This is a genomic window from Micromonospora ferruginea (genome assembly GCF_013694245.2).
Lineage (GTDB): Bacteria > Actinomycetota > Actinomycetes > Mycobacteriales > Micromonosporaceae > Micromonospora > Micromonospora robiginosa.
Genome location: NZ_CP059322.2, coordinates 3163286 through 3185820, shown reverse-complemented (window position 1 = coordinate 3185820; position 22535 = coordinate 3163286). Strand labels below are relative to the sequence as shown.

Sequence of the window (22535 nt, the reverse complement as noted above, 5' to 3'; positions counted from 1 at the left end):
CGGACCGAGCGGTCCGGATTCTTCGCGTTGTCGGCGACGCGGTCCCGGTCCGGCGCCGTCGTGGGCGCCGGACCGGGACCGGGGCTCATCGCCCCGCGCGTCGGGCCTTGACCGCGCTGTCCACCACGTCCCAGACCGCGATCACCACGGTCACCACGACGGCGACGCGGGCGACGTCCTCCGCGCCGCCGTCACGCAGCCAGGCGAACCGGTCGACCAGCTCCGGGTTGAGCAGCCGGTCGGTCCGCAGCAGCCAGACCACCGGCGCCGCGAACGCCAGGTTGAGCAGCGCGTTGACCGCGACCAGCGGCCAGGTCCACCGCCGGGCCCGGTACTTCGCGACCTCCAGGCCGACGGTGGCGAGGAGCACCACGATCAGGGCCGGGAGCCAGAAGCTCCACAGTGCCGGGTCGAGCACCGGCAGCCGCGCGCCGTCGCCGATCCAGGTTTGGAAGTGCTGCCACACGATCGCCGCGACGGTGCCGAGCAGGAAGACGACCGAGGCCACGCTGTCCGGCTGGCTGATCTGTCGGTCGCCGGTCTCCTCGGGGAGCTGGTCGACGGTCCACTCGGGCAGGCCGAGCGGCGCCCGCGTGCGCTCCAGGACGGCGAAGCTCAGCGTCACCCAGAACGCGACCTGCACCGCGGTCTGGAGCGCGACCGAGATCGCCGCGCCGACGGCCCGGCCCGGCTCGTCGCCGACGGTGGCCGTGACGAGACCGGTGAGCACGCCGACCGCCGCCGGGATCCAGGTGAGCAGGGTGCGCAGCACCCGCCACCAGACCAGGTAGTAGCGCGGGCCGATGAGCTGGAGCGTGCGGTCGCTGTAGCGGGCGGCGAGCTGCTCGGGGCGGCCCATCTCGGTGAGCACCTCGCGCTCGGCGGCGGCGTGGTCCTGCCCGCCGGTGGTCCGGTCGTCGATCATGTCGGCGATGGAGGCGCGCAGCTCCTCGGCCAGTTCGGCGCGGCGGGGCGCCGGCACGGTCCGCAGGGTGGCCGCCACGTAGCGGTCGGTCAGGGAACTCATCGCCCCACTCCTTCGATCAGTTGGGTGACGGACGTCCGCACCGCGGTCAGGTCGTCGAGCAGGCGGCCGAGCACCGTCTCGCCGTCGTCGCTGGTGCGGTAGAACTTGCGCGGCCGGCTTTCCTCGGTGTTCCACTCGCTGGTCAGCAGCCCCTGGTCCTCCAGGCGGCGCAGCAGCGGGTAGAGCGTGTTGGCGTCGACCGCGAAGCCGTGCGCGGCCAACCGTTGCAGCAGGGCGTAGCCGTAGTCGGGGCGGCGGAGCGCCACCAGGCTGGCGACGACGACCGTGCCGCGCCGCAGCTCCTGAAGGTGGGTCCGGAGGACCTCGTCGCTGACCATGTATCACACGATAGTGTGTGCCACACACCATTGCAAGCTGATACACCGTCGTGTGGCACGCACCAGTGTTCGGAGAGACCCGGGCCACCCTCGGCGCGGACGGTGGAGCCGGCGAGATCACCTCGGTAGGGTGGGTCGGTCGACTCCGACGCAGCTTGATCCACAACCCGGGGGGCGCCACGCATGGGCGATTCGTTCGCGCATCTGCACGTACACACCGAGTACTCGATGCTCGACGGTGCGGCCCGGCTCAAGGACCTCTTCGCCGAGGCGGCGCGGCTCGGCATGCCGGCGGTCGCGATCACCGACCACGGCAACATGCACGGCGCGAACGACTTCTACAAGCAGGCCATGGCCGCCGGGGTCAAGCCGATCCTCGGCGTCGAGGCGTACGTCGCGCCGGAGTCGCGCTTCCACAAGGCCCGGGTCAAGTGGGGGCGCCCCGAGCAGAAGAGCGACGACGTCTCCGGCAACGGCGCCATCACCCACATGACCATGTGGGCGGCGAACCGCACCGGCCTGCACAACATGTTCCGGCTTAACTCCCGGGCGTCGATGGAGGGCCACTACGTCAAGTGGCCCCGGATGGACATGGAGCTGATCGCCGAGCACGCCGAGGGCATCATGGCCACCACCGGCTGCCCGTCCGGCGCGGTGCAGACCAGGCTGCGGCTCGGCCAGTTCGACGAGGCGCTCAAGGTCGCCGCCGCCTACCAGGACATCTTCGGCAAGGACAACTACTTCCTGGAGATCATGGACCACGGCCTCGACATCGAGCGCCGGGTCCGCGACGGGCTCACCGAGATCGCCCGCAAGCTCGACATCCCGCCGGTCGTCACCAACGACTCGCACTACACCCACGAGGCGCAGGCCGAGGCGCACGACGTGCTGCTCTGCGTACAGACCGGCAGCAACGTCGCCGACCCCAACCGGTTCCGCTTCGAGGGCGGCGGCTACTTCGTCAAGTCCGCCGACCAGATGCGCGCGGTCGACTCCTCCGAGCTGTGGCAGCAGGGCTGCCGCAACACGCTGCTGGTGGCGGAGAAGGTCGACCCGGCCGGGATGTTCACCTTCCACAACCTGATGCCGCGGTTCCCGATCCCCGAGGGCGAGACCGAGGAGTCCTGGTTCCGCAAGGAGACGTTCGTCGGGCTCAAGCGCCGCTTCCCGAACGGCATCCCGGAGGGCCACGTCGTCCAGGCGGAGTACGAGCTGGGCGTCATCATCCAGATGGGCTTCCCGTCCTACTTCCTCGTGGTCGCCGACTTCATCCAGTGGGCGAAGAGCCAGGGCATCGCGGTCGGCCCGGGCCGTGGCTCGGCGGCCGGCTCGCTGGTCGCGTACGCGTTGGGCATCACCGACCTCGACCCGATCCCGCACGGGCTGATCTTCGAGCGGTTCCTCAACCCCGAGCGCGTCTCGATGCCCGATGTCGACATCGACTTCGACGAGCGCCGGCGCGGCGAGGTCATCAAGTACGTGACCGACAAGTGGGGCGAGGACAAGGTCGCGCAGATCGCCACGTTCGGCACGATCAAGGCGAAGGCCGCGATCAAGGACTCGGCCCGGGTGCTGGGCTTCCCGTACGCGGTCGGCGACCGGATCACCAAGGCCATGCCCCCGGCCGTGATGGGCAAGGACATCCCGCTGTCGGGCATCTTCGACCCGAAGCACCCGCGCTACGCCGAGGCCGGCGAGATCCGCGGCCTCTACGAGTCCGACCCGGACGTCAAGAAGGTCATCGAGACCGCGAAGGGCATCGAGGGGCTGATCCGGCAGACCGGTGTGCACGCGGCCGGCGTCATCATGTCCGCCGAGCCGATCATCGAGCACATCCCGCTGATGCGACGCGACGCCGACGGCGTCATCATCACGCAGTTCGACTACCCGACGTGCGAGTCGCTCGGGCTGCTGAAGATGGACTTCCTCGGCCTGCGCAACCTGACCATCATCGACGACGCGGTGAAGAACATCCAGCTCAACCACGGCAAGGAGCTGGACCTGCTTGGCCTGCCGCTGGACGACAAGGCCGCGTACGAGCTGCTCGCCCGCGGCGACACGCTGGGCGTGTTCCAGCTCGACGGCGGCCCGATGCGCTCGCTGCTGCGGATGATGAAGCCGGACAACTTCGAGGACATCTCCGCCGTGCTGGCGCTCTACCGGCCCGGCCCGATGGGCGTGGACTCACACACCAACTACGCGCTGCGCAAGAACGGCCTCCAGGAGATCACCCCGATCCACCCGGCGCTGGAGGAGCCGCTGCGCGAGATCCTCGCCCCCACCCACGGCCTGATCGTCTACCAGGAGCAGGTGCAGCGCGCCGCGCAGATCCTCGCCGGCTACACGCTCGGCCAGGCCGACCTGCTGCGCCGCGCGATGGGCAAGAAGAAGAAGGAGATCCTGGACAAGGAGTTCGTCCCGTTCCGGGACGGCTGCCGCGCGAACGGCTATCCCGACGACGCCATCCAGGCGGTGTGGGACGTCCTGGTGCCGTTCGCCGGCTACGCCTTCAACAAGGCGCACTCCGCCGCGTACGGCCTGGTGTCGTACTGGACCGCCTACCTCAAGGCGCACTACCCGGCGGAATACATGGCGGCGCTGCTCACCTCGGTCGGCGACGACAAGGACAAGATGGCGCTCTACCTGTCCGAGTGCCGCCGGATGCGGATCCAGGTCCTGCCGCCGGACGTGAACACCTCCGCCGGGCCGTTCACCCCGGTCGGCAAGGAGATCCGGTTCGGTCTCGGCGCGGTCCGCAACGTCGGCGCGAACGTGGTCGCGTCGATCATGCGCTGCCGCGAGGAGAAGGGCGAGTACGCCGACTTCTACGACTTCCTGTCCAAGGTGGACGCGGTCGCCTGCAACAAGAAGACCATCGAATCGCTGATCAAGGCGGGCGCGTTCGACTCGCTGAACCACGCGCGCAAGGGCCTGCTGGCCGTGCACGCCGACGCCATCGACGCGTACGCCGACGTCAAGCGCAAGGAGGCGGTCGGCCAGTACGACCTCTTCGGCGCCGGCTTCGGCGACGCCGACGTCGGCGGCAGCACCACGGTCATGCCGGTCATCGGCGACGGGGAGTGGGACAAGCGCGACAAGCTGGCGTTCGAGCGGGAGATGCTCGGCCTGTACGTCTCCGACCACCCGCTGTTCGGCCTGGAACACGTGCTCGGCGCGGCGGCCGACACCACCATCGCCGCGCTCTCCGAGGAGGGCACGGTGCCCGACGGCGCGGTCGTCACGCTGGCCGGCATCCTCTCCGGGGTGCAGCGCCGGGTCACCAAGCAGGGCCGGGCGTGGGCCTCGGCCACCCTGGAGGACCTGGCCGGCGGCGTGGAGACGCTGTTCTTCCCCAACACCTACGAGGTGATCGGGCAGTACATCGCCGAGGACGCCATCGTGGTGGTCAAGGGCCGGGTGGACCGGCGCGACGACACCCCCCGGATCATGGCGATGGACATGTCCATGCCGGACGTCACCAGCAACCCGGCCAACAAGCCGGTCACGCTGACCATCCCGGTGCACCGCTGCACCCCGCCGCTGGTCGAGCGGCTCAAGGAGACCCTGGTGCTGCACCCCGGCGACACCGAGGTGCACGTCAAGCTGCTCAACGGCGGCAAGGTCACCACGCTGCGCCTCGGCCCGTTCCGGGTGGCCGCGACCACCGCGCTGATGGGCGACCTGAAGAGCGTCCTGGGTCCGGCCAACGTGAGCTGACGTGCGGGGTGGGCGGTGATCGGGCAGCATCGCAGGGATGCCGCCCCCCGACCTGCTGCACGTGCGTGACCTGGTGCCGGACGCGCTGGCCAGCCTGACCGAGTGCCGGTCCGCCGGCGCGGAACGTTGGCCGGAGCTGTGGCGGTCCCGCTACCTGTCCCGGCACCCGGACGTGTTCCGGGCCCTGGACGGCGACGGCGAATGGTCCGACCCGGCGGCGGTGACCACCGCCGTGGCCGGCCTCCGCGACCGGGTCACCGACCTGGCCGCCCGAGCCGAGGCGGTACGCGACCTGCTGCCCGCCGGCGTCGCGGACGCGGCCGGGGCGCTGGGCTGGTCCGGCGAGGGTGGACCGGTCGAGTGCGTGGTGCTGGTCGGGCTGCGCCACGCCAACGGCTGGGCCGACGACCTGGGCGGCCGGTACGCCCTCTTCCTCGCCGTGGAGCTGCTCGGCCCGGAGGAGGACGTCGGGCTGCTGGTGCGGCACGAGACCGCGCACGTGGTGCACGACCGCCGGGCCGGGATCCGCGACTGGCCGTCGCACGGGGTGGCGAACCAGCTCTTCGCCGAAGGGCTGGCCACCCAGGTCACCGCCGAACTCGATCCGGGCCGGCCGCTGGAGGCGTACCTCTGGTTCGGCCGGCCCGGCCACCGGGCCTGGCTCGACGAGTGCCGCCGCCGCTGGCCGGAGATCCTCGGCCGGGTCCGGGCCGACCTCGACGCCGTCGACCCGGACCATCACGCCGCGTACTTCCTCATGCGGGACTCGCTGCGGCGCGGCGACCTGCCCCGGCGCTGCGGCTACCTGGTCGGCCTGGCGGCCGTGCGGCGGCTGCGAGAACGCCACGGCCTGCCCGAGCTGGCCGGCTGGTCGCTGCCCCGGGTCCGGGCGGAGATGGCGACCGCGCTCGCCGGCCTGCCCGCCCCGGGCTGAGCGGGTGCGGTCCGGTGAGACCTGCCTCACAGTGTGGACATGGACACCACCACCCCCACCCCCGCGGATGTCCGGCCCGCCCGCCGGGACCGGACCCGGTACCTCTACCTGGCGGTCATCGCCGCCGTCGTCGCCGGCATCGTGGTCGGCCTGGTCGCCCCCGACGTCGGCAAGGCGCTGAAACCGCTGGGCACCGGCTTCGTGAACCTGATCAAGATGATGATCAGCCCGGTCATCTTCTGCACGATCGTGCTCGGCGTCGGGTCCGTCCGGCAGGCGGCGAAGGTCGGCAAGGTCGGCGGCCTGGCGCTCGGCTACTTCCTGGTCATGTCGACCGTGGCGCTGGCGATCGGCCTGGTGGTCGGCAACATCATCCACCCCGGGTCGGGTCTGGACCTGGGCCCGGACGTGGCCGACGCGGGCCGGTCCGCGGCCGGCGAGGAGAGTGGCGGCACGGTCGACTTCCTGCTCGGGATCATCCCGACCACGCTGGTCTCCGCGCTGACCGAGGGCGAGGTGTTGCAGACCCTGCTGGTCGCGCTGCTGGTCGGTTTCGCGGTGCAGAGCCTCGGCAGCCGGGGCGAACCGGTGCTGCGGGCGGTCGGCGTGCTCCAGCGCCTGGTCTTCAAGGTGCTGGCGATGATCATGTGGCTGGCCCCGATCGGCGCGTTCGGCGCCATGGCGGCGGTGGTCGGCGCCACCGGCGTGGACGCGCTCAAGAGCCTGGCGCAGATCATGCTCGGCTTCTACGCCACCTGCCTGATCTTCGTGATCGTGGTGCTCGGCCTGCTGCTGCGCCTGATCGCCGGGATCTCGATCTTCTCCCTGCTGCGTTACCTGGGCCGCGAGTTCCTACTCATCCTCTCCACCTCGTCGTCGGAGTCGGCGCTGCCCCGGCTGATCGCCAAGATGGAGCACGTTGGCGTGGGCCGGCCGGTCGTCGGCATCACGGTCCCCACCGGCTACTCGTTCAACCTGGACGGCACCGCCATCTACCTGACCATGGCGTCGCTCTTCGTGGCCGACGCGCTCGGCAAGCCGCTGGCGGTCGGCGAGCAGATCTCGCTGCTGGTGTTCATGGTGATCGCCTCGAAGGGCGCGGCCGGAGTGACCGGCGCCGGACTGGCCACGCTGGCCGGCGGCCTGCAGTCGCACCGGCCGGACCTGGTCGACGGCGTCGGGTTGATCGTCGGCATCGACCGGTTCATGTCCGAGGCCCGGGCGCTGACCAACTTCGCCGGCAACGCCGTCGCGACCGTCCTGGTCGGCACCTGGACCGGCGAGTTCGACCGGGACCAGGCCCGCGCCGTGCTGGCCGGGGACCGACCGTTCGACGAGGCCAGCATGGTCGACGAGCACGACGACAAGCGCGCCCCCGACGCGGCGACCCCACCCGACGCCGACCGCCCCTTGGCCGGCTCCACCACCTGACCCGCCCCACCCGGCTCGGCTCGGCCTGGCTCGGCCCGGCCTGGCTCGGCCCGGCCTGGCTCGGCCCGGCCTGGCTCGGCCCGGCCTGGCTCGGCCCGGCCTGGCTCGGCTCGGCTCGGCCTGGCTCGGCTCGGCCTGGCTCGGCTCGGCCCGGCCCGGCCCGGCCCGGCCCGGCCCGGCCCGGCCCGGCCCGGCCCGGCTTGGCTCGGCTTGGCCGGACGTTCTCCGGCCCTGCGGTGCTCGCCAGACGACACATCACTTTTCGGCGGTATACCTCTCAGTCATTCTTATGACTCAGAGGTATACCGCTCTGAACTCATCCCTCCTGCCGACCGGCTGGCAGAACGAGCGAACCAACCGTGCCCCGTCCCGCACCCACCCCGTCGATCTTGCACTTGATGCCCGGGAGTATCGGGTGAATCGGGCGAGAGGTGGGCCGAAAGTGCAAGATCGGCGAGGGCGAGGGCGAGGGCGAGGGCGAGGGCGAGGGCGAGGGGCGAGGGGCGAGGGGTGAGGGCGGGGCGAGGGGCGAGGGGTGAGGGCGGGGCGAGGGGCGAGGGGCGAGGGCGAGGGGCGGGGTGGGGGTGGGGGTGGGGGCCACGGGGGTGGGATTGGCGGTGTTGGGGTGGGGTGGGGGTGGTTAGCGTCGCGGGTATGGAGTTGGAGCAGGCGCAGAAGTTGTGGCAGCCGGCGCCGGGCTGGTTGAACACGGCGACCTACGGGTTGCCGCCCGACCCGGTGTGGGAGGCCGTGCAGCAGATGCTCGCCGACTGGCGGACCGGCCGGGTGTCGTTCGAGGTGTGGGACGAGTCGGTCGGCCGGTCCCGGGCCGCGTTCGCCCGGCTGGTCGGCGCGGACCCCGTCGACGTGAGCGTCGGCGCCGCCGTCTCCCAGTTGGCCGCGCCGATCGCGGCGGCGCTGCCGCCGGGCGCCACGGTGGTGGTGCCCGAGGGGGAGTTCACCTCGATCCTGTTCCCCTGGTTGGTGCAGGAGGAGCGCGGGGTGCGGGTGCGGACCGTCCCGCTGGCCGGGCTGGTCGACGCGATCGACGCCGACACCGACCTGGTGGCGTTCAGCCTGGTGCAGTCCGCCGACGGCACGGTCGCGGCGTACGACGAGATCGTCGCGGCGGCCCGGGCGCACGGCGCGCTCGTGGTGGTCGACGCGACCCAGGCGTGCGGTTGGCTGCCGTTCGACGCCGCCCAGGCGGACGCGGTGCTCGTCGGGGCGTACAAGTGGTTGGCGGCTCCGCGTGGCGCGGCCTTCGCCTACCTGGCGCCGGCGCTGCGCGAGCGGCTGCGTCCGGACGCCGCGGGCTGGTACGCCGGCCGCGACCCGCAGACCTCTTTCTACGGCACGCCGCTGCGGCTCGCCGACGACGCCCGGCGGTTCGACGTCTCGCCGTCGTGGCTGTGCTTCGTCGGCGCGGCCCCGGTGCTGGAACTGCTCGCCGACCTGGACCTGGCGGCGGTGCGGGACCATGACGTGGCGCTGGCCAACCGGTTCCTCGCCGGGCTGGGCCGGCCGCCCGGTGACAGCGCGATCGTCGCCGTGGAGGTGCCGGACGCGCAGGAGCGTCTGGCTCGGGCCGGGGTGCGGGCGGCGGTCCGGGCGGGCCGGGTGCGCGCCTCGTTCCACCTCTACACCACCGAGGCGGACGTCGACCTGGCCCTGGAGGCGTTGGCCGGGTGATCAGGCCAGGTGGCCGCCGATCTTCGTGTAGCCGCGCAGCAGGTCCCGGGAGATGATCAGCCGCTGCATCTCGTCGGTGCCCTCGAAGATCCGGTACAGCCGCACCTGCCGGTACCAGCGCTCGATCGGCAGCTCCCGGGTGTAGCCCATGCCGCCGTGGATCTGGAGCACCCGGTCCACCACCCGGTTGACCATGCCCGCGCCGTAGAGCTTGCCCATGGACGAGGCGTGCCGGGGGTCCAGCCCCCGGTCGACCGTCCACGCCGAGCGCAGGATCAGCCAGCGGGCCGCCTCCAGCTCGGTCTCCGAGTCGGCGATCATCCACTGGATGGCCTGGTTGGTGGCGATCGGCGCGCCGAACGTCTCCCGCGTGTTGGCGTGGTCGATCGCCATCTGCAGGGCCCGTTCGGCGATGCCGATCGCGTGCGACGGGATGGTGTAGCGGCCCTTGCCGATCCACTCCATGCCCAGCGTGAAGCCCTGGCCCAGCTCGCCGAGGATGTTGCGGTGCGGCACGCGTACGCCGTCGAAGACCAGGGAGGCGGGGCCGCCCTCGCCCATGGTCGGGATGAACTCCGACCGCCAGCCCATCGCCCGGTCGACCAGGAACGCGGTGGCGCCGCCGCGCCGGGCGCCCTTCTCCGGGTCGGTCACCGCCACCACGATGGCGAAGTCGGCGTCGTTGCCGTTCGTGATGAACGTCTTCTCGCCGTCGAGGACCCAGTCGTCGCCGTCGCGGCGGGCGCGCAGCCTGATGTTCGCCGCGTCCGAACCGGCGCCCGGCTCGGTGATGGCGAAGCAGGAGATCCGGTCCCCGGCGATGGTGGGGAGCAGGAACTCCCGCTGCTGCTCCTCGGTGGCGTGGAACAGGATGTTGTCCGCCTCGCCGCCGAACCGGAACGGCACGAAGGTGCGGCCCAGCTCGGTCCAGATCAGCGACTGCATGACCGCGGGCAGCGCCATCCCGCCGTACGCCTCGGGCGTGGCCAGCCCCCAGAAGCCGAACTTCTTCGCCTTGAGCTGGAGTTCGCGCAGCTCGGAGCGGTCCAGGCCGGGCTGGTGGGCGCGCTCGCGGCGCAGCAGCTCCGCCTCCAGCGGCATCACCTCGCGGGCGACGAAGTCGCGTACGGTGTCCCGGACCGCGCGTTCCTCGTCGGACAGATCGAAGTCCACGGTTCCCCCTCGGGTCGGCGTGCGCTCCAACCTAGCGCCCCTCGTGCCCCGCTGGAGCGGGCCGGCGGGCCGGGGTAGCGTCGGTGCTCCACCCCCACCGAAGGACGCCATGGATCTCGCTGCCGCGCCGCCCGCCCTGCTGACGCGCCGTCACCTGCACGTCGCCGGCGACTGGGTCGACCCGTCGTCGGGCGACACGATCGCGGTGGAGAACCCGGCCACCGGGGAGACGATCGGCGAGGTGCCCGCCGGCGCCCCGGCCGACGTGGACCGCGCGGTGGCCGCCGCCCGGGCCGCGTTCCCCGGCTGGGCCGCCACCGCCCCCGCCGAGCGGGCCGCGCACCTGGACCGGCTGCACACCACGCTCGCCGCCCGCGCCGACGACGTCGCCCGCACCGTGGCGACGGAGCTGGGCGCCCCGCTCAAGCTGGCCACCCGGGTGCAGGCCGGCCTGCCGCTGCTCGTGCTGCGGAGCATGGTCGAGCTGGCCGCCCGGCCGGTCGCGGAGCAGGTCGTCGGCAACTCGCTGGTGGTCCGCGAACCGGTCGGCGTGGTCGGCGCGATCACCCCGTGGAACTACCCGCTGCACCAGGTGGTCGCCAAGCTGGCCCCGGCGCTCGCCGCCGGCTGCACGGTGGTGCTCAAGCCCAGCGAGCTGACGCCGCTCACCGCGTACCTGCTCTTCGACGCGGTGACCGAGGCGGGGCTGCCGCCGGGGGTGGTCAACCTGGTGCCCGGCACCGGCCCGGTGGTCGGCGAGGTGCTCGCCGCGCACCCGGACGTCGACCTGGTCTCGTTCACCGGCTCCACGGCCACCGGCCGGCGGATCGCGCACCTGGCCGCCGACCGGATCGCCCGGGTCGCGCTGGAGCTGGGCGGCAAGTCGGCGAACGTGATCCTGGCCGACGCCGACCTGCCCACCGCGGTCAAGGTCGGCGTCGGCAACGTGCTGGTCAACTCCGGCCAGACCTGCACCGCCTGGACCCGGATGCTGGTGCACCGCGACCGCTACGACGAGGCGCTCGACGTGGCCGCGTCGGTGGTGGCCGGCTACCGGCTCGGTGACCCGTTCGACCCGGCCACCCGGCTCGGCCCGCTGGTCTCGGCCGCCCAGGCCGATCGGGTACGCGGGCACGTCGACCGTGCGCTCGCCGACGGGGCCCGGCTGGTGGCCGGCGGCCCGGACGCGCCGCTGCCGTCGCGGGGTCACTTCGTCGCGCCCACCGTCCTGGCCGACGTGCACCCGGACAGCGCGCTGGCGCAGGAGGAGGTGTTCGGGCCGGTGCTCGCGGTGATCCCGTTCGACGACACCGACGAGGCGGTCGCGATCGCCAACAACTCCCGGTACGGGCTGGCCGGCGCGGTCTGGTCGGCCGACGAGGACGCGGCGCTGGCCGTGGCCCGGCGGCTGCGCACCGGGCAGGTGGACGTCAACGGTGGCGCGTTCAACCCGCTTGCCCCGTTCGGCGGCTACCGGCAGTCCGGGCTCGGCCGCGAGCTGGGCACGTACGGCGTGGAGGAGTTCACCGAGGTGAAGGCGATCCAGCGATGAGGGCGTTGGTGGTCCGCGGCCGGGGCGCCGCCCCGGCGGTCGAGGAGGTGCGCCTGCCCGCGCCCGGCCCCGGCGAGCTGCGGGTCCGGATCCGCGCCGCCGGCATCTGCCACTCCGACCTGGCCATGGTGGACGGCACGCTGGCGCCCGCGTACCCGCTGGTGTTGGGGCACGAGGCGACCGGCGTGGTGGCCGAGGCCGGGCCGGGCACCCGGCTGGCCGTGGGCACGCCGGTGGTGCTCAACTGGGCGCCGGCCTGCCGCGACTGCTGGCACTGCCGGCACGGCGAGCCCTGGCTCTGCGCCGCCAACACGGCCGCCTCGGTGGCCCGGGGCGAGACCGCGACCGGGGAGCCGTTGCAGGTCACGCTCGGGTTGGGCGCGCTCGCCGAGGAGGTGGTGGTGCCGGAGCGGGCGGCCGTGCCGGTGCCGTCCGGCCTGCCGCCGGCCGAGGCGGCGCTGCTGGGCTGCGCGGTGCTCACCGGCACCGGCGCGGTCCGCAACACCGCCCGGGTCGCCGCCGGGGAGTCGGTCGCGGTGATCGGGCTGGGCGGCGTCGGGCTGGCGGTGCTCACCGCGGCCCGGCGGGCGGGCGCGTCGCCGATCCTCGCGGTGGACGTGGTGGAGGCCAAGCGGGACCTGGCGCTGGCCGCCGGCGCGACCGACTTCCTCCGCTCCGACGACACGCTCGGCAAGGAGGTGCGGGCGCGCACCGGCGGGCGCGGGGTCGACCACGCCTTCGAGTGCGTGGGCCGGGCCGCCACCATCCGCGCCGGGTGGCGGGTGACGCGGCGCGGCGGAGCGGTCACCGTGGTCGGCATGGGCGGCAAGGACGACCTGCTCAGCCTCTCCGCGCTGGACATCTTCCACTCGGCGCGCACGCTGCGCTCCTCGGTCTACGGCTCGACCGACCCGGATCGCGAGGTGCCGGAGCTGGCCGCCGCGCTGGCCGCCGGTGACCTCGACCTGGCGCCGCTGGTCAGCGGCACGGTGTCGCTGGCGGAGGCGCCCGCGGCGCTGGAGCGGCTGGCCCGGGGCGAGGGCGCCCGCTGGGTGGTCACCTTCCCGGACTGACCGGCCGCTCGATCAGGGTCGCGACGCCGTCCAGCAGGCGCTGGAGGCCGAAGTCGAAGACCGTCTCCAGGTCCAGGTCGACGCCGCCGGCGGTCAGCGCGTCCATGGTGGCCAGCCCGCCGCCGGCCATCAGCCGCTGGAACGTGTCCTGCTGCCGGTCCACCCACTCCTCGTCGGTGAGCCCGGTGTCCTGCACGGCCTGCGCGCCGGCCTCCAGGTTGACGGCGACGCCCTTGACGTACGTCATCAGGGTGATCGCCACGTGCCAGCGGGTGTTGCGGTCCAGGCCCAGGCCGGCGGTGGCCCGCAACGCCCGGTCGGTGTGCGCCATGCCGTGCGGCAGCGGCTGCGGCCGGGCGATGGTGATGACGTGCGGCAGCCAGCGGTGCCGCCGGTAGACGGCCCACTGGGCCCGGGCGAGCACCTCCAGCCGGGCCCGCCAGCCGGTCGGCTCGACCGCCGGCAGCGGCGAGTCGGCCAGCGCCGCGTCGGCCATCGCCAGGATCAGCTCGTCCCGGCCGCGCAGGTGCCGGTGCAGCGCCAGGGTGGCCACGCCCAGCTCGGCGGCGACCGCGCGCAGGGTGACCGCGGCCAGCCCGCCGGCGTCGGCCAGCGCGACGGCGGTCCGCAGCACCCGGTCCCGGCTCGGCTCCGGCCGGGCCCGGGCGGGTCGCGCGGTGGCGGCGGTCTCCGCCACCACCGTGCCGGCGCCGGGTCGGGTGAGCACCAGGCCGTCGTCGCGCAGCCGGGCCAGGACGCGGGTGGCGGTGGCGATGGCGATGCCGTGCTCGCGGGTGAGCTGCCGGGCCGAGGGCACCCGGTCGCCCGGGAGCAGCTCGCCGCGCTCGATCCGGTGGCGGATCTCGGTGGCGATCCGCTGGTACGGCGGCTGCTGCCGCGCCTCGTGCTGCGACATCCCGGGCACCTCCGCGCCGAAGCGTACTAGTGCGATCGGCGGCCCGGGGGCCCCGCGGCGGCGGCGTACTAGGTCGCCGGGCGGGTCGGGCGCGTGCCGGCTCTAGCGTCCGGCGTGACCGATGGATGCGAACCGGGGGAGATCTCGAATGACCGACAGGACCGTGCTCGTCTCCGGCGCCGGGGTGGCCGGCCCGGCGCTCGCCTTCTGGCTGGCCCGCCGCGGCTTCGCGGTGACCGTGGTGGAACGTGCGCCCGGGCTGCGCCCCGGCGGGCAGGCGGTGGACGTGCGGGGAGCCGCCCGCGAGGTGCTCGACCGGATGGGGTTGACCGGCCCGGTCCGGGCCGCCGGGGTCGGGGAGCGGGGATGGCGTACGTGGACGCCCGGGGGCGCACCCGGGCCCGGCTGCCGGTGGCGGCGTTCGGCGGGGAGGGGATCGTCGCCGACCTGGAGATCGAGCGCGGCGCCCTGGCCCGGCTGCTGTACGAGGCGACCCGGGGCGACGTCGAGTACGTCTTCGACGACTCGATCGAGACGCTGGCGCAGGACGACGCCGGGGTGCGGCTCACCTTCGCCCGGTCCGCCCCGCGCACCGTCGACCTGGTGGTCGGCGCGGACGGCTCGCACTCGCGGACCCGGGCGCTGGCGTTCGGCCCGGAGTCGGCGTACGTCCGGCCGCTCGGGGCGTACCTGGCGTACTTCTCCACCCCGTACCGGGACGCGGGCGGATGGTTCACGATGCACAACGCGCCCGGTGGCCGGGTGGTCGGCACCCGGCCGACGAGCGACGGGCGGACCGCGGCGCTCTTCAGCTTCCGCTCCGACGCGCTGGACGTCGACCGGCGGGACCGGGCCGCCCAGCAGCGGCTGCTGGCCGAGCGGTTCGCCGACGTGGGCTGGCGGGCGGCCGAGCTGCTGGCCGCCGCGCCCGCCGCGACCGACTTCTACTTCGACAGGTACGCCCAGGTGCGGATGGACTCGTGGAGCGCCGGGCGGGTGGCGCTGCTCGGCGACGCCGCCTGGTGCCCGTCGCCGCTGACCGGGCAGGGCACCAGCCTGGCCCTGGTGGGGGCGTACCTGCTGGCCGGGGAGCTGGCCGCCACCGGCGGCGACCACCGGACGGCCTACCGCCGCTGGGAGGCGGCGCTGCGGGCGCACGTGGCGAAGGGGCAGGAGTTGCCCGGCGGCGGGATCTCCGGTTTCCTGCCGACCGGCCGGGCCGGGATCCGGCTGCGCGACGCGTCGATGCGGGCGATGGCGTCCCGGCCGATGCGCGGGCTGGCCCGGCGGCTGTTCTTCAGTCACGCCGACGGGATCGACCTGCCGGAGTACGCCGCCGGCCGGTGACGGTGCCCGGCCACATGTCGACGGCCACCGATCCGTCCCGAGCCGCCGGTACGGGGTCGACCGCTGTGGCGGACGGCCCCGTGCCGCACCGGGGGAATGTGTGGCGCATCGACATGGCTCGACCGCTGCGACGCGCCGTAGGTTTCCTGCACGCGACGGCCCTGTGACCCCGGTCACCGATCTGGCATCGCGTGCGGACCTGCGGAGGGTGGGGCGATGGCCGGGCAAGCGATCCTGTCGGCCCGTGGGCTGACCCGGGACTTCCGGGGCTTCCGGGCCGTCGATCGCGTCGACCTCGACGTGGCGCCGGAGACCGTGCACGCCCTGGTCGGCCCGAACGGCGCCGGCAAGACCACACTGTTCAACCTGCTCACCGGCTTCCTGCCGCCCAGCGGCGGGCGGATCGAACTGGACGGCCGGGACGTCACCGGGCTGCCCCCGGAGCGGGTGGCGCGCCTCGGCGTGGCCCGGTCGTTCCAGATCACCAGCCTCTTCCCGCAACTCGGCGCGCGCGAGCACGTCAAGTTGGCCCTCCAGTCGCCGAGCGGGCTGGGCTGGCGGTTCTGGCGGTCGGCGAAGCTGATGCGCCGCTACCGGGAACGGGCCGACGAGCTGCTGGACATGGTCGGCCTGGCCGACCTCGCCGAGGCCCCGGCCGAGGCGCTCGCGTACGGGCGCAAGCGGGCGCTGGAACTGGCCATCGCGCTGGCCCTCGACCCGAAGGTGCTGCTGCTCGACGAGCCGACCGCCGGGATGGGGCTGGAGGACGTCGACCGCACCGTCGAGCTGATCGCGACGGTCCGCGCCGGACGGACCGTGGTCATGGTCGAGCACAACATGAGCGTGGTGGGCCGGCTCGCCGACACGGTCACCGTCCTGCAGGCCGGCACGGTGCTGGTCGAGGGGCCGTACGAGCAGGTCCGCGCCGACGAGCGGGTCATCACCGCCTACCTGGGAGCCGCGGATGCTGCGCATTGACAACCTCTCCGCCTCCTACGGCGAGGCCCAGGTGCTGCGGGAGGTGAGCCTGGAGGTGGCCGCCGGGGAGGTGGTCACCCTGGTCGGGCGCAACGGCGCCGGCAAGTCCACGCTGCTGCGGTGCGTGATGGGGCTGCACGCCGGCCAGCGCGGCGGCGTCCACCTCGACGGGCGGGACATCAGCAAGCTGCCGGCGTACAAGCGGGCGCGGGCCGGGCTCGGCTGGGTGCCCGACGACCGGGGCGCGTACGCCACGCTCACCGTCACCGAGAACCTGACGCTGCCGCCCCGGGTCGGCCCCGACCCGTGGCCGCTGGAGCGGGTGTACGAGGCGTTCCCCGCCCTGTACGCCCGGCGCGCCTCGGCCGCAACCATGCTCTCCGGCGGCGAGCAGCAGATGCTCGCGCTGGCCCGGGTGCTGCGGATGGGCGCCCGGCTGCTGCTCTGCGACGAGCCCACCGAGGGGCTGTCGCCGCTGCTCGTGCAGCAGGTCGGTGACCTGCTGCGGGAGGCCAAGAAGCACGGCGTGACCGTGCTGCTGGTGGAGCAGAACCTGCACTTCGCCACCGGCGTCGCCGACCGGCACTACCTGCTGGCCGAGGGACGGATCGCGGAGGCGATGGAGAACGCCGAGGTGCGCTCGCGGGAACGCGAGCTGCTGGCGTACCTCGGCATCTGAATTCCGACGGCTGACCCGCGCGGACCGCGCGGTACGAAGGGGATGAACATGCGTAGGAGCGTGGGTGTGGCCGCCGCCTCGGCGGCGGCGCTGCTGGTGGCCGGCTGCGGCGGCGGTGGCCCGCAGTCCGGCGGTGACTCGAAGCTGACCGGCGACAAGATCGTGCTGGGCGTGCTCAACGACCAGTCGGGCGCCTACTCGGAGCTGTCCGGGCGCAACTCGGTGAAGGCCGTGGAGATGGCCATCGCCGACTTCAAGGCCAAGCACGGCGACGACGCGGTGACCAAGAACATCAGCGTGGAGACCGCCGACCACCAGAACAAGCCGGACGTGGCCAACAGCAAGGCCCAGGAGATGTACGACCGCAAGGGCGTCGACGCCATCCTGGACGTGCCGACGTCCTCGGCCGCGCTGAAGGTCGCCGACGTGGCCAAGGAGAAGAAGAAGCTCTACTTCAACATCGGCGCGGCGACCACGGACCTGACCGGCAAGAGCTGCAACAGGTACACGTTCCACTACGCGTACGACACCTACATGCTGGCCCACGGCACCGGCACGGTGACCACCGAGCAGGTCGGCAAGAACTGGTACATCCTCTACCCGAACTACGCGTTCGGGCAGGACATGGAGAAGAGCTTCTCCGCCGCCATCGGCGCGGCCGGCGGGCAGGTGGTCGGCAAGGACGGCGCGCCGTTCCCGAACACCAGCGGCGACTACTCGTCGTTCCTGCTCAAGGCGCCGACGCTGAACCCGAAGCCGCAGGTGCTGGGCACCATGCAGGCCGGCGCCGAGCTGGTCAACGTGGTGAAGCAGTACAACGAGTTCAAGCTGCGGGAGAAGGGCGTCGGGCTGGCGGTCGGCCTGATGTTCATCACCGACATCCACTCGCTCACCCCGGCCGCGCTGGCCGGCACCACCTACACCGACGCCTGGTACTGGAACTTCGACCAGCAGAACCGGGAGTGGGCGGACCGGTTCCAGTCCGAGACCGGCACCCGGCCGTCGTTCGCGCACGCGGCGAACTACTCCGCCGCCATGCAGTACCTGGAGGCGGTGCAGGCCGCCGGCAGCGACGACGCGGACGCCGTGGTCAAGGAGCTGGAGGGCAAGGAGGTCAACGACCTCTTCCTGCGCAACGGCAAGATCCGCGCGGAGGACCACCGGGTGGTGCACGACGCCTACCTGGCCCAGGTGAAGCCGCAGGCCGAGGTGAAGGAGCCGTGGGACTACGTGAAGATCCTCAAGACCATCCCGGCGGCGGAGGCGTTCCGGGCGCCGTCGGCGGACTGCAAGCTCTGACATGTCCGGGTTCCTGCAGAACACGTTCAACGGGCTGGTGGGCGGGGCGTTCTACGCCCTGCTCGCCCTCGGGCTCGCGGTCATCTTCGGCATGCTCCGGGTGGTGAACTTCGCCCACGGCGCGTTCTACATGCTCGGCGCGTTCGGCGCGTACGTGCTGCTCGCCGAGGCGGGGGTGCCGTTCTGGGCCGCGCTGGTGATCATGCCGCTGGCGCTGGGCCTGCTCGGCATGGTGCTGGAGCGGGCGGTGATCCACCGGCTCACCCGGCTCGACCCGCTCTACAACTTCCTGCTCACCTTCGGCCTGACGCTGATCCTGCAGGACCTGGTCAAGTCCCGGTACGGCGTGCAGTCCAGCCCGTACGCCACCCCGGCCGGGCTCACCGGCTCGGTGGACTTCGGGCTGTTCGACTTCCCGGCGTACCGGGTCTTCATCCTCGGCTTCACCGTGCTGCTCTGCGTCGCGGTGTGGTGGGTGCTCGGGCGGACCCGGATCGGCATGGTGGTCCGGGCCGCCACCGAACGGCCGGAGCTGACCCGGGCGTTCGGCATCGACGTGGGGAAGTGGGTCACCCCGGTGTTCGGCTTCGGCATCGCCCTCGCCGGGCTGGCCGGGGTGCTCGCCGCCCCGATGCGCGCGGTCAACCCGCTGATGGGCGCCGACCTGATCATCGTGGTCTTCGCGGTGGTGGTGATCGGCGGCCTCGGCTCGATCTTCGGTTCGGTCGCCGCCGGTTTCGGCATCGGCCTGATCCAGGCGTGGGGCGAGGCGTACCTGTCGGACTACCCGCTGGTGTCGCAGACCGTGGTGTTCGTGGTGATGGCCGCCGTGCTGCTCTGGCGCCCGGCCGGCCTGTTCGGCCGTGAGGAGGCACCGGCATGACCGAACGCACCGAGCGGAGCGAGGGCCGTGAGGGCATGCCCGGCCAGCACGGCATGAGCGCGACCGTGGACACCAAGGCCCCACCGGCCCGGTCCGGGTTGCTCGCCGTGGCCCGGGCGCCCGGCTGGGTCCGGTACGCGCTGCTGGCCGCCGGCCTGCTGGTCGCGCTCTGGCTGCCCAACGGCCTCTACCCGGCGGTCGCGGTGGACATCCTGTGCTGGGCGTTGTTCGCCGTCTCGGTGGACCTGCTGCTCGGCTTCACCGGGCTGATGTCGTTCGGGCACGCGGCGTTCTGGGGCACCTCGGCGTACCTGACCGGGCTGGTCGCGATCCACGCCGGCCTGCCCTTCCCGGCGGCGGTGCTGGCCGGGGCGCTGGGCGCGGCGCTGCTCGCGCTGCCCATCGGCTACCTGGCGGTGAAGCGCACCGGGATCTACTTCGCCATGGTCACGCTGGCGTTCGCGCAGATGGTCTACTACGTGGCCAACGAGTGGCGTTCGGTCACCCAGGGCGAGAACGGACTGCAGGGCGTGCCGCGCGCGTTCTTCGGCGCCGACCTCACCGACGACTACTACTTCTACTACGCGATCCTGCCGATCGTGCTGCTCGGCCTGTTCGCGGCCTGGCGGATCGTGCACTCGCCGTTCGGCCGGGTGCTGGTCGGCATCCGGGACAACCCGGCCCGGGCCCGTGCGCTCGGCTACCCGGTGCACCGCTACAAGCTGACCGCGTTCGTGCTCTCCGGGTTCCTGGCCGGGCTCGGCGGCGGGCTGTTCGCGGTCGGCCACCGGTTCGTCTCGCTGGACGTGCTGCACTGGACCACCTCCGGCAAGGCGGTCATCGTGGTGGTGCTCGGCGGCATCGGCACGCTGTGGGGCGGCGTGCTCGGCGCGGCGCTGGTGGTCCGGCTGGAGGACTGGCTGTCGTTCTCCGGGTTCGAGGCGATCGGGCTGGTCACCGGCGGCATCTTCGTGCTGGTCGTGCTGCTGTTCCGGCGGGGCGTCTGGGGCACGGTCGCCCACCTGCTCCGGCGTCGGGGAGCCGCCCGACGCGAATGAGTTTCCCGCGGGCGCATCCGGATCCGGTCGCCCGGACGAACCCCCTGGTAGGAGAGCTACCCGGGGGTACGTCCGTTGCTGAGGAACAACATGCCGGCCGGGGCCGCCGAGACGGCCCGCAAGCGGCTGCTGGCCGCCGCCGAGGACCTGGACGACAACCAGGTCGCCGGCCTGGTGCTCGACCTGGCCGCCGAGGCCGGGGTGACCGCGCTGTGGGAGCAGGTCTGCCTGCCGCTGCTGGGCGGGTTGCGGGGCGACAGCCCGGCCGAGATCGCGGTGGAGCACGCCCTGTCCGAGGGCGTGCGGGTCGGGCTGGACGTCTTCCGCCGGGAGCCGAGCCGCCCGCTGCCGGCGCGGGGGGTGCTGCTCGCCGGCGCCGAGCACGAGACGCACTGCCTGGGGCTGCACGCGCTGGCCGCGGCGTTGCGCGAGCGCGGCCGCGGTTGCCTGCACCTCGGCCCGGCGCTGCCCTGGTCGGCGCTGGCCGGCGCGGTGGCCCGGGTCCGGCCACGGGTGGTGGTGGTCTGGTCGCAGACCCCGGTGACCGGCCGGGCGTACCGGCTGGTCCGGCTCCGGCGGGACCTTCCGGGGGTGCGGGTGCTCGCCGCCGGCCCGGGCTGGATCGAGCCGTTCCCGCCCCCGCTGCGCCTGGTCACCCTCCCCGACGCCATCTCCGCCTGCCTGCAAGGCGGGGGCCCCTCTTAACGCCTGCGGTAGAGGAGGGGGCCCCGCCTAACAGCGCCCGCCGGCGCGCGCCTCAACCGCCGGCGCGGAAGCCGTGCAGCAGGGTGGCCACCGCGGACTCGGGGTCGAAGGTGTCCTCGGGTGCGGCGAGCTGGTTGCCGAAGAGCCCGTCGACCAGCGCGAGCAGCATCCGGAAGTGGGCCGGGGGGTCGGTCGCGCCGAGCGCGGCGAGTAGCGGTTCCCCCCACTCGGCCAGCCGGGCCCGGCCGGCCTCGATCGCCGGCCGCAGCTCGGGGCGTACCGCCGCTTCGACGAACAGGGCGTAGCGGGCCAGCGTGACCACCCGACGGCCGGTGGTGAACTCCCGGATCAGCCGGCCGAGCACCCGGGCGGTCGCGTCGACGTCGCCGGGGGGCAGGTCCGCCGCGAGCCGCTGCCAGGCCTGCGTCTCCACCTCGACCAGCCGGGCGAAGACGGCGTCGACCAGGGCCTCCCGGGTGCGGAACCGGTTGGACGCGGAGCCCTCGGCCAGCCCCGCCTCGGCGTCCACCGCGCGGTGGGTGAGGTGGCGTGGCCCGCGGGTGCCGAGCACCCGGATGGCGGCGTCGAGCAGGAGTTGCCGGCGGTCGGTCACCGGTCCAGACTACAGGCGTAGTGCACCCGACTACATCTGTAGTACGGTGGCGCCATGGACGGTCGGGCGGTGGTGGTCGGCGGCGGCATCGGCGGGCTCGCGGCGGGCCTCGGCCTGCGCGCGGCGGGCTGGGAGGTGACCGTCCTGGAACGGGCCCCGGGCCTCCCGGACGCCGGCACCGGGCTCGGCATCTGGCCCGGCGCGATGCGCGCCCTGGACGCGCTCGGCGTCGGCGACGAGGTGCGCCGGCGTGGTCGCCGGCAGAGCGGCGGGTCGATCCGGCGCCCGGACGGCAGCCGCATCGCCACCATCGACGTCGGCCGCATCGAGCGACGCCACGGCGAGCCGGTGCACCTGGTCACCCGGCCGGCGCTGCTCGCCACGCTGGCCGCCGCGCTGCCCGGCGCGGCGCTGCGGTTCGCCGCGCCGGTCGCCGACCCGGGCGCGCTGCTCGACGCGTACGACCTGGTGGTCGGCGCGGACGGGATCAACAGCGTGGTCCGCGCGGCGGTGCACGGCGAGCGCTACCCGCTGCGCTACGCGGGCACGGTGGCCTGGCGCGGCGTGGTCGACGCGGAGCCGGCCGAGGGCGGCGAGACCTGGGGCCGCGGGCGCAAGTTCGGCCTCACGCCGGTCGGCGGCGGGCGGACCAACTGGTACGCCTCGGTGAGCCTGCCGCCGGGGCATCCCGCGCCGGCCGACGACGTCGCCGAGCTGCGCCGCCTCTTCGGCGACTGGCACCCGCCGGTGCGCCGGGTGCTGGACGCGCTCACCCCGGCCGGTGTCCTGCGGCACGAGATCCGCGAGCTGACCCCGCTGCCGTCCTACGTGTCCGGCCGGGTGGCGCTGCTCGGCGACGCCGCGCACGCGATGACCCCGGACCTCGGGCAGGGCGCCTGCCAGGCGCTGATCGACGCGGTGGCGCTGGCCGACTGCGTCCGCGCGGCCGACGACCTGCCGGCCGCGCTGCGGGCGTACGACCGGCGACGCCGCCGGCCCACCCAGCGCATCGCGGCCGGCGCGCGGTGGGCGGGGCGGCTCTCCCAGGCCCGGCGGATGCTGCCGCTGCGCGACGCGGTGCTGCGGCTGGCGCTCGCGGCCGGCCCGCCCGCCTGAGCCC

19 protein-coding genes and 1 pseudogene are annotated in these 22535 nt (G+C 73.6%); 15 read left to right on the top strand and 5 right to left on the bottom strand.

Annotated elements, in window-relative coordinates:
- Positions 1-85: 85 nt before the first annotated feature.
- Both H1D33_RS13550 and H1D33_RS13545 read right to left on the bottom strand, forming a co-directional pair.
- On the bottom strand, positions 86-1027 hold the full coding sequence (locus tag H1D33_RS13550) for a permease prefix domain 1-containing protein (protein WP_181567731.1): 942 nt from the start codon (positions 1025-1027) through the stop codon (positions 86-88).
- Complete coding sequence (locus H1D33_RS13545; RefSeq protein WP_181567732.1) at positions 1024-1365, bottom strand: PadR family transcriptional regulator; 342 nt, start codon at positions 1363-1365, stop codon at positions 1024-1026. The genes H1D33_RS13550 and H1D33_RS13545 overlap by 4 nt, the downstream gene beginning before the upstream one ends.
- 183 nt (positions 1366-1548) lie before the next feature.
- On the opposite strand from H1D33_RS13545, the gene dnaE reads away from it, so the two are divergent.
- The 4 genes from dnaE (at position 1549) to H1D33_RS13525 (ending at position 9139) form a co-directional block, all read left to right on the top strand.
- The gene (dnaE, locus tag H1D33_RS13540) at positions 1549-5082 is read left to right on the top strand and encodes a DNA polymerase III subunit alpha (RefSeq protein WP_181567733.1); all 3534 of its coding nucleotides are present in this window, start codon (positions 1549-1551) and stop codon (positions 5080-5082) included.
- 37 nt (positions 5083-5119) lie between these two features.
- Positions 5120-6016, top strand: a complete 897-nt coding sequence (locus H1D33_RS13535; RefSeq protein ID WP_181567734.1) for a DUF2268 domain-containing putative Zn-dependent protease — start codon at positions 5120-5122, stop codon at positions 6014-6016.
- A gap of 39 nt (positions 6017-6055) precedes the next feature.
- Positions 6056-7447, top strand: coding sequence for a cation:dicarboxylate symporter family transporter (locus H1D33_RS13530; protein WP_181567735.1), 1392 nt, complete (start codon positions 6056-6058; stop codon positions 7445-7447).
- 654 nt (positions 7448-8101) lie between these two features.
- A complete protein-coding gene (locus tag H1D33_RS13525) occupies positions 8102-9139 on the top strand; it encodes an aminotransferase class V-fold PLP-dependent enzyme (RefSeq protein WP_181567736.1) in 1038 nt (345 codons plus the stop codon).
- Here the strand turns inward: H1D33_RS13525 and H1D33_RS13520 are convergent, their stop codons facing one another.
- A complete protein-coding gene (locus H1D33_RS13520) occupies positions 9140-10312 on the bottom strand; it encodes an acyl-CoA dehydrogenase family protein (protein WP_181567737.1) in 1173 nt (390 codons plus the stop codon).
- Between the two features lie 109 nt (positions 10313-10421).
- On the opposite strand from H1D33_RS13520, the gene H1D33_RS13515 reads away from it, so the two are divergent.
- Both H1D33_RS13515 and H1D33_RS13510 read left to right on the top strand, forming a co-directional pair.
- On the top strand, positions 10422-11864 hold the full coding sequence (locus H1D33_RS13515; RefSeq protein ID WP_181567738.1) for an aldehyde dehydrogenase family protein: 1443 nt from the start codon (positions 10422-10424) through the stop codon (positions 11862-11864).
- Complete coding sequence (locus tag H1D33_RS13510) at positions 11861-12937, top strand: alcohol dehydrogenase catalytic domain-containing protein (RefSeq protein ID WP_181567739.1); 1077 nt, start codon at positions 11861-11863, stop codon at positions 12935-12937. The genes H1D33_RS13515 and H1D33_RS13510 overlap by 4 nt, the downstream gene beginning before the upstream one ends.
- On the opposite strand, the gene H1D33_RS13505 is transcribed toward H1D33_RS13510, so the two are convergent.
- Positions 12921-13853: a TetR/AcrR family transcriptional regulator C-terminal domain-containing protein gene (locus H1D33_RS13505; protein ID WP_181567740.1), complete on the bottom strand. Its 933-nt coding sequence runs from the start codon at positions 13851-13853 to the stop codon at positions 12921-12923. The two genes, H1D33_RS13510 and H1D33_RS13505, sit on opposite strands and share 17 nt — an antisense overlap.
- Before the next feature lie 121 nt (positions 13854-13974).
- Here H1D33_RS13505 and H1D33_RS30295 point away from each other — a divergent pair.
- The 8 genes and pseudogenes from H1D33_RS30295 to H1D33_RS13470 form a co-directional block, all read left to right on the top strand.
- Positions 13975-14163 (top strand): annotated as a pseudogene (locus H1D33_RS30295) (NAD(P)-binding protein); the annotation flags it as partial.
- Positions 14164-14219: 56 nt separating this feature from the next.
- A complete protein-coding gene (locus tag H1D33_RS13500) occupies positions 14220-15200 on the top strand; it encodes an FAD-dependent monooxygenase (RefSeq protein ID WP_307755409.1) in 981 nt (326 codons plus the stop codon).
- A gap of 216 nt (positions 15201-15416) precedes the next feature.
- Positions 15417-16178 carry an ABC transporter ATP-binding protein gene (locus H1D33_RS13495; RefSeq protein WP_181567742.1) on the top strand — a complete coding sequence of 254 codons (762 nt, stop codon included), beginning with the start codon at positions 15417-15419 and terminating at the stop codon, positions 16176-16178.
- A complete protein-coding gene (locus H1D33_RS13490; protein WP_181567743.1) occupies positions 16165-16857 on the top strand; it encodes an ABC transporter ATP-binding protein in 693 nt (230 codons plus the stop codon). Before H1D33_RS13495 ends, H1D33_RS13490 begins: the two co-directional genes overlap by 14 nt.
- Before the next feature lie 42 nt (positions 16858-16899).
- Positions 16900-18156 (top strand): ABC transporter substrate-binding protein, encoded by a 1257-nt coding sequence (locus H1D33_RS13485; protein ID WP_181567744.1) that lies wholly within the window; start codon positions 16900-16902, stop codon positions 18154-18156.
- A 1-nt stretch (position 18157) separates the two neighbouring features.
- Positions 18158-19039 (top strand): branched-chain amino acid ABC transporter permease, encoded by an 882-nt coding sequence (locus H1D33_RS13480; RefSeq protein ID WP_181567745.1) that lies wholly within the window; start codon positions 18158-18160, stop codon positions 19037-19039.
- Positions 19040-19092: 53 nt separating this feature from the next.
- Positions 19093-20097: a branched-chain amino acid ABC transporter permease gene (locus H1D33_RS13475; RefSeq protein ID WP_181572754.1), complete on the top strand. Its 1005-nt coding sequence runs from the start codon at positions 19093-19095 to the stop codon at positions 20095-20097.
- A gap of 75 nt (positions 20098-20172) precedes the next feature.
- Positions 20173-20802: a transcriptional regulator gene (locus tag H1D33_RS13470; protein WP_246411393.1), complete on the top strand. Its 630-nt coding sequence runs from the start codon at positions 20173-20175 to the stop codon at positions 20800-20802.
- A 52-nt stretch (positions 20803-20854) separates the two neighbouring features.
- Here H1D33_RS13470 and H1D33_RS13465 read toward each other — a convergent pair whose 3' ends face one another.
- On the bottom strand, positions 20855-21415 hold the full coding sequence (locus tag H1D33_RS13465; protein ID WP_181567746.1) for a TetR/AcrR family transcriptional regulator: 561 nt from the start codon (positions 21413-21415) through the stop codon (positions 20855-20857).
- 54 nt (positions 21416-21469) lie between these two features.
- On the opposite strand from H1D33_RS13465, the gene H1D33_RS13460 reads away from it, so the two are divergent.
- On the top strand, positions 21470-22531 hold the full coding sequence (locus H1D33_RS13460; protein ID WP_181567747.1) for an FAD-dependent monooxygenase: 1062 nt from the start codon (positions 21470-21472) through the stop codon (positions 22529-22531).
- Positions 22532-22535: the final 4 nt, after the last annotated feature.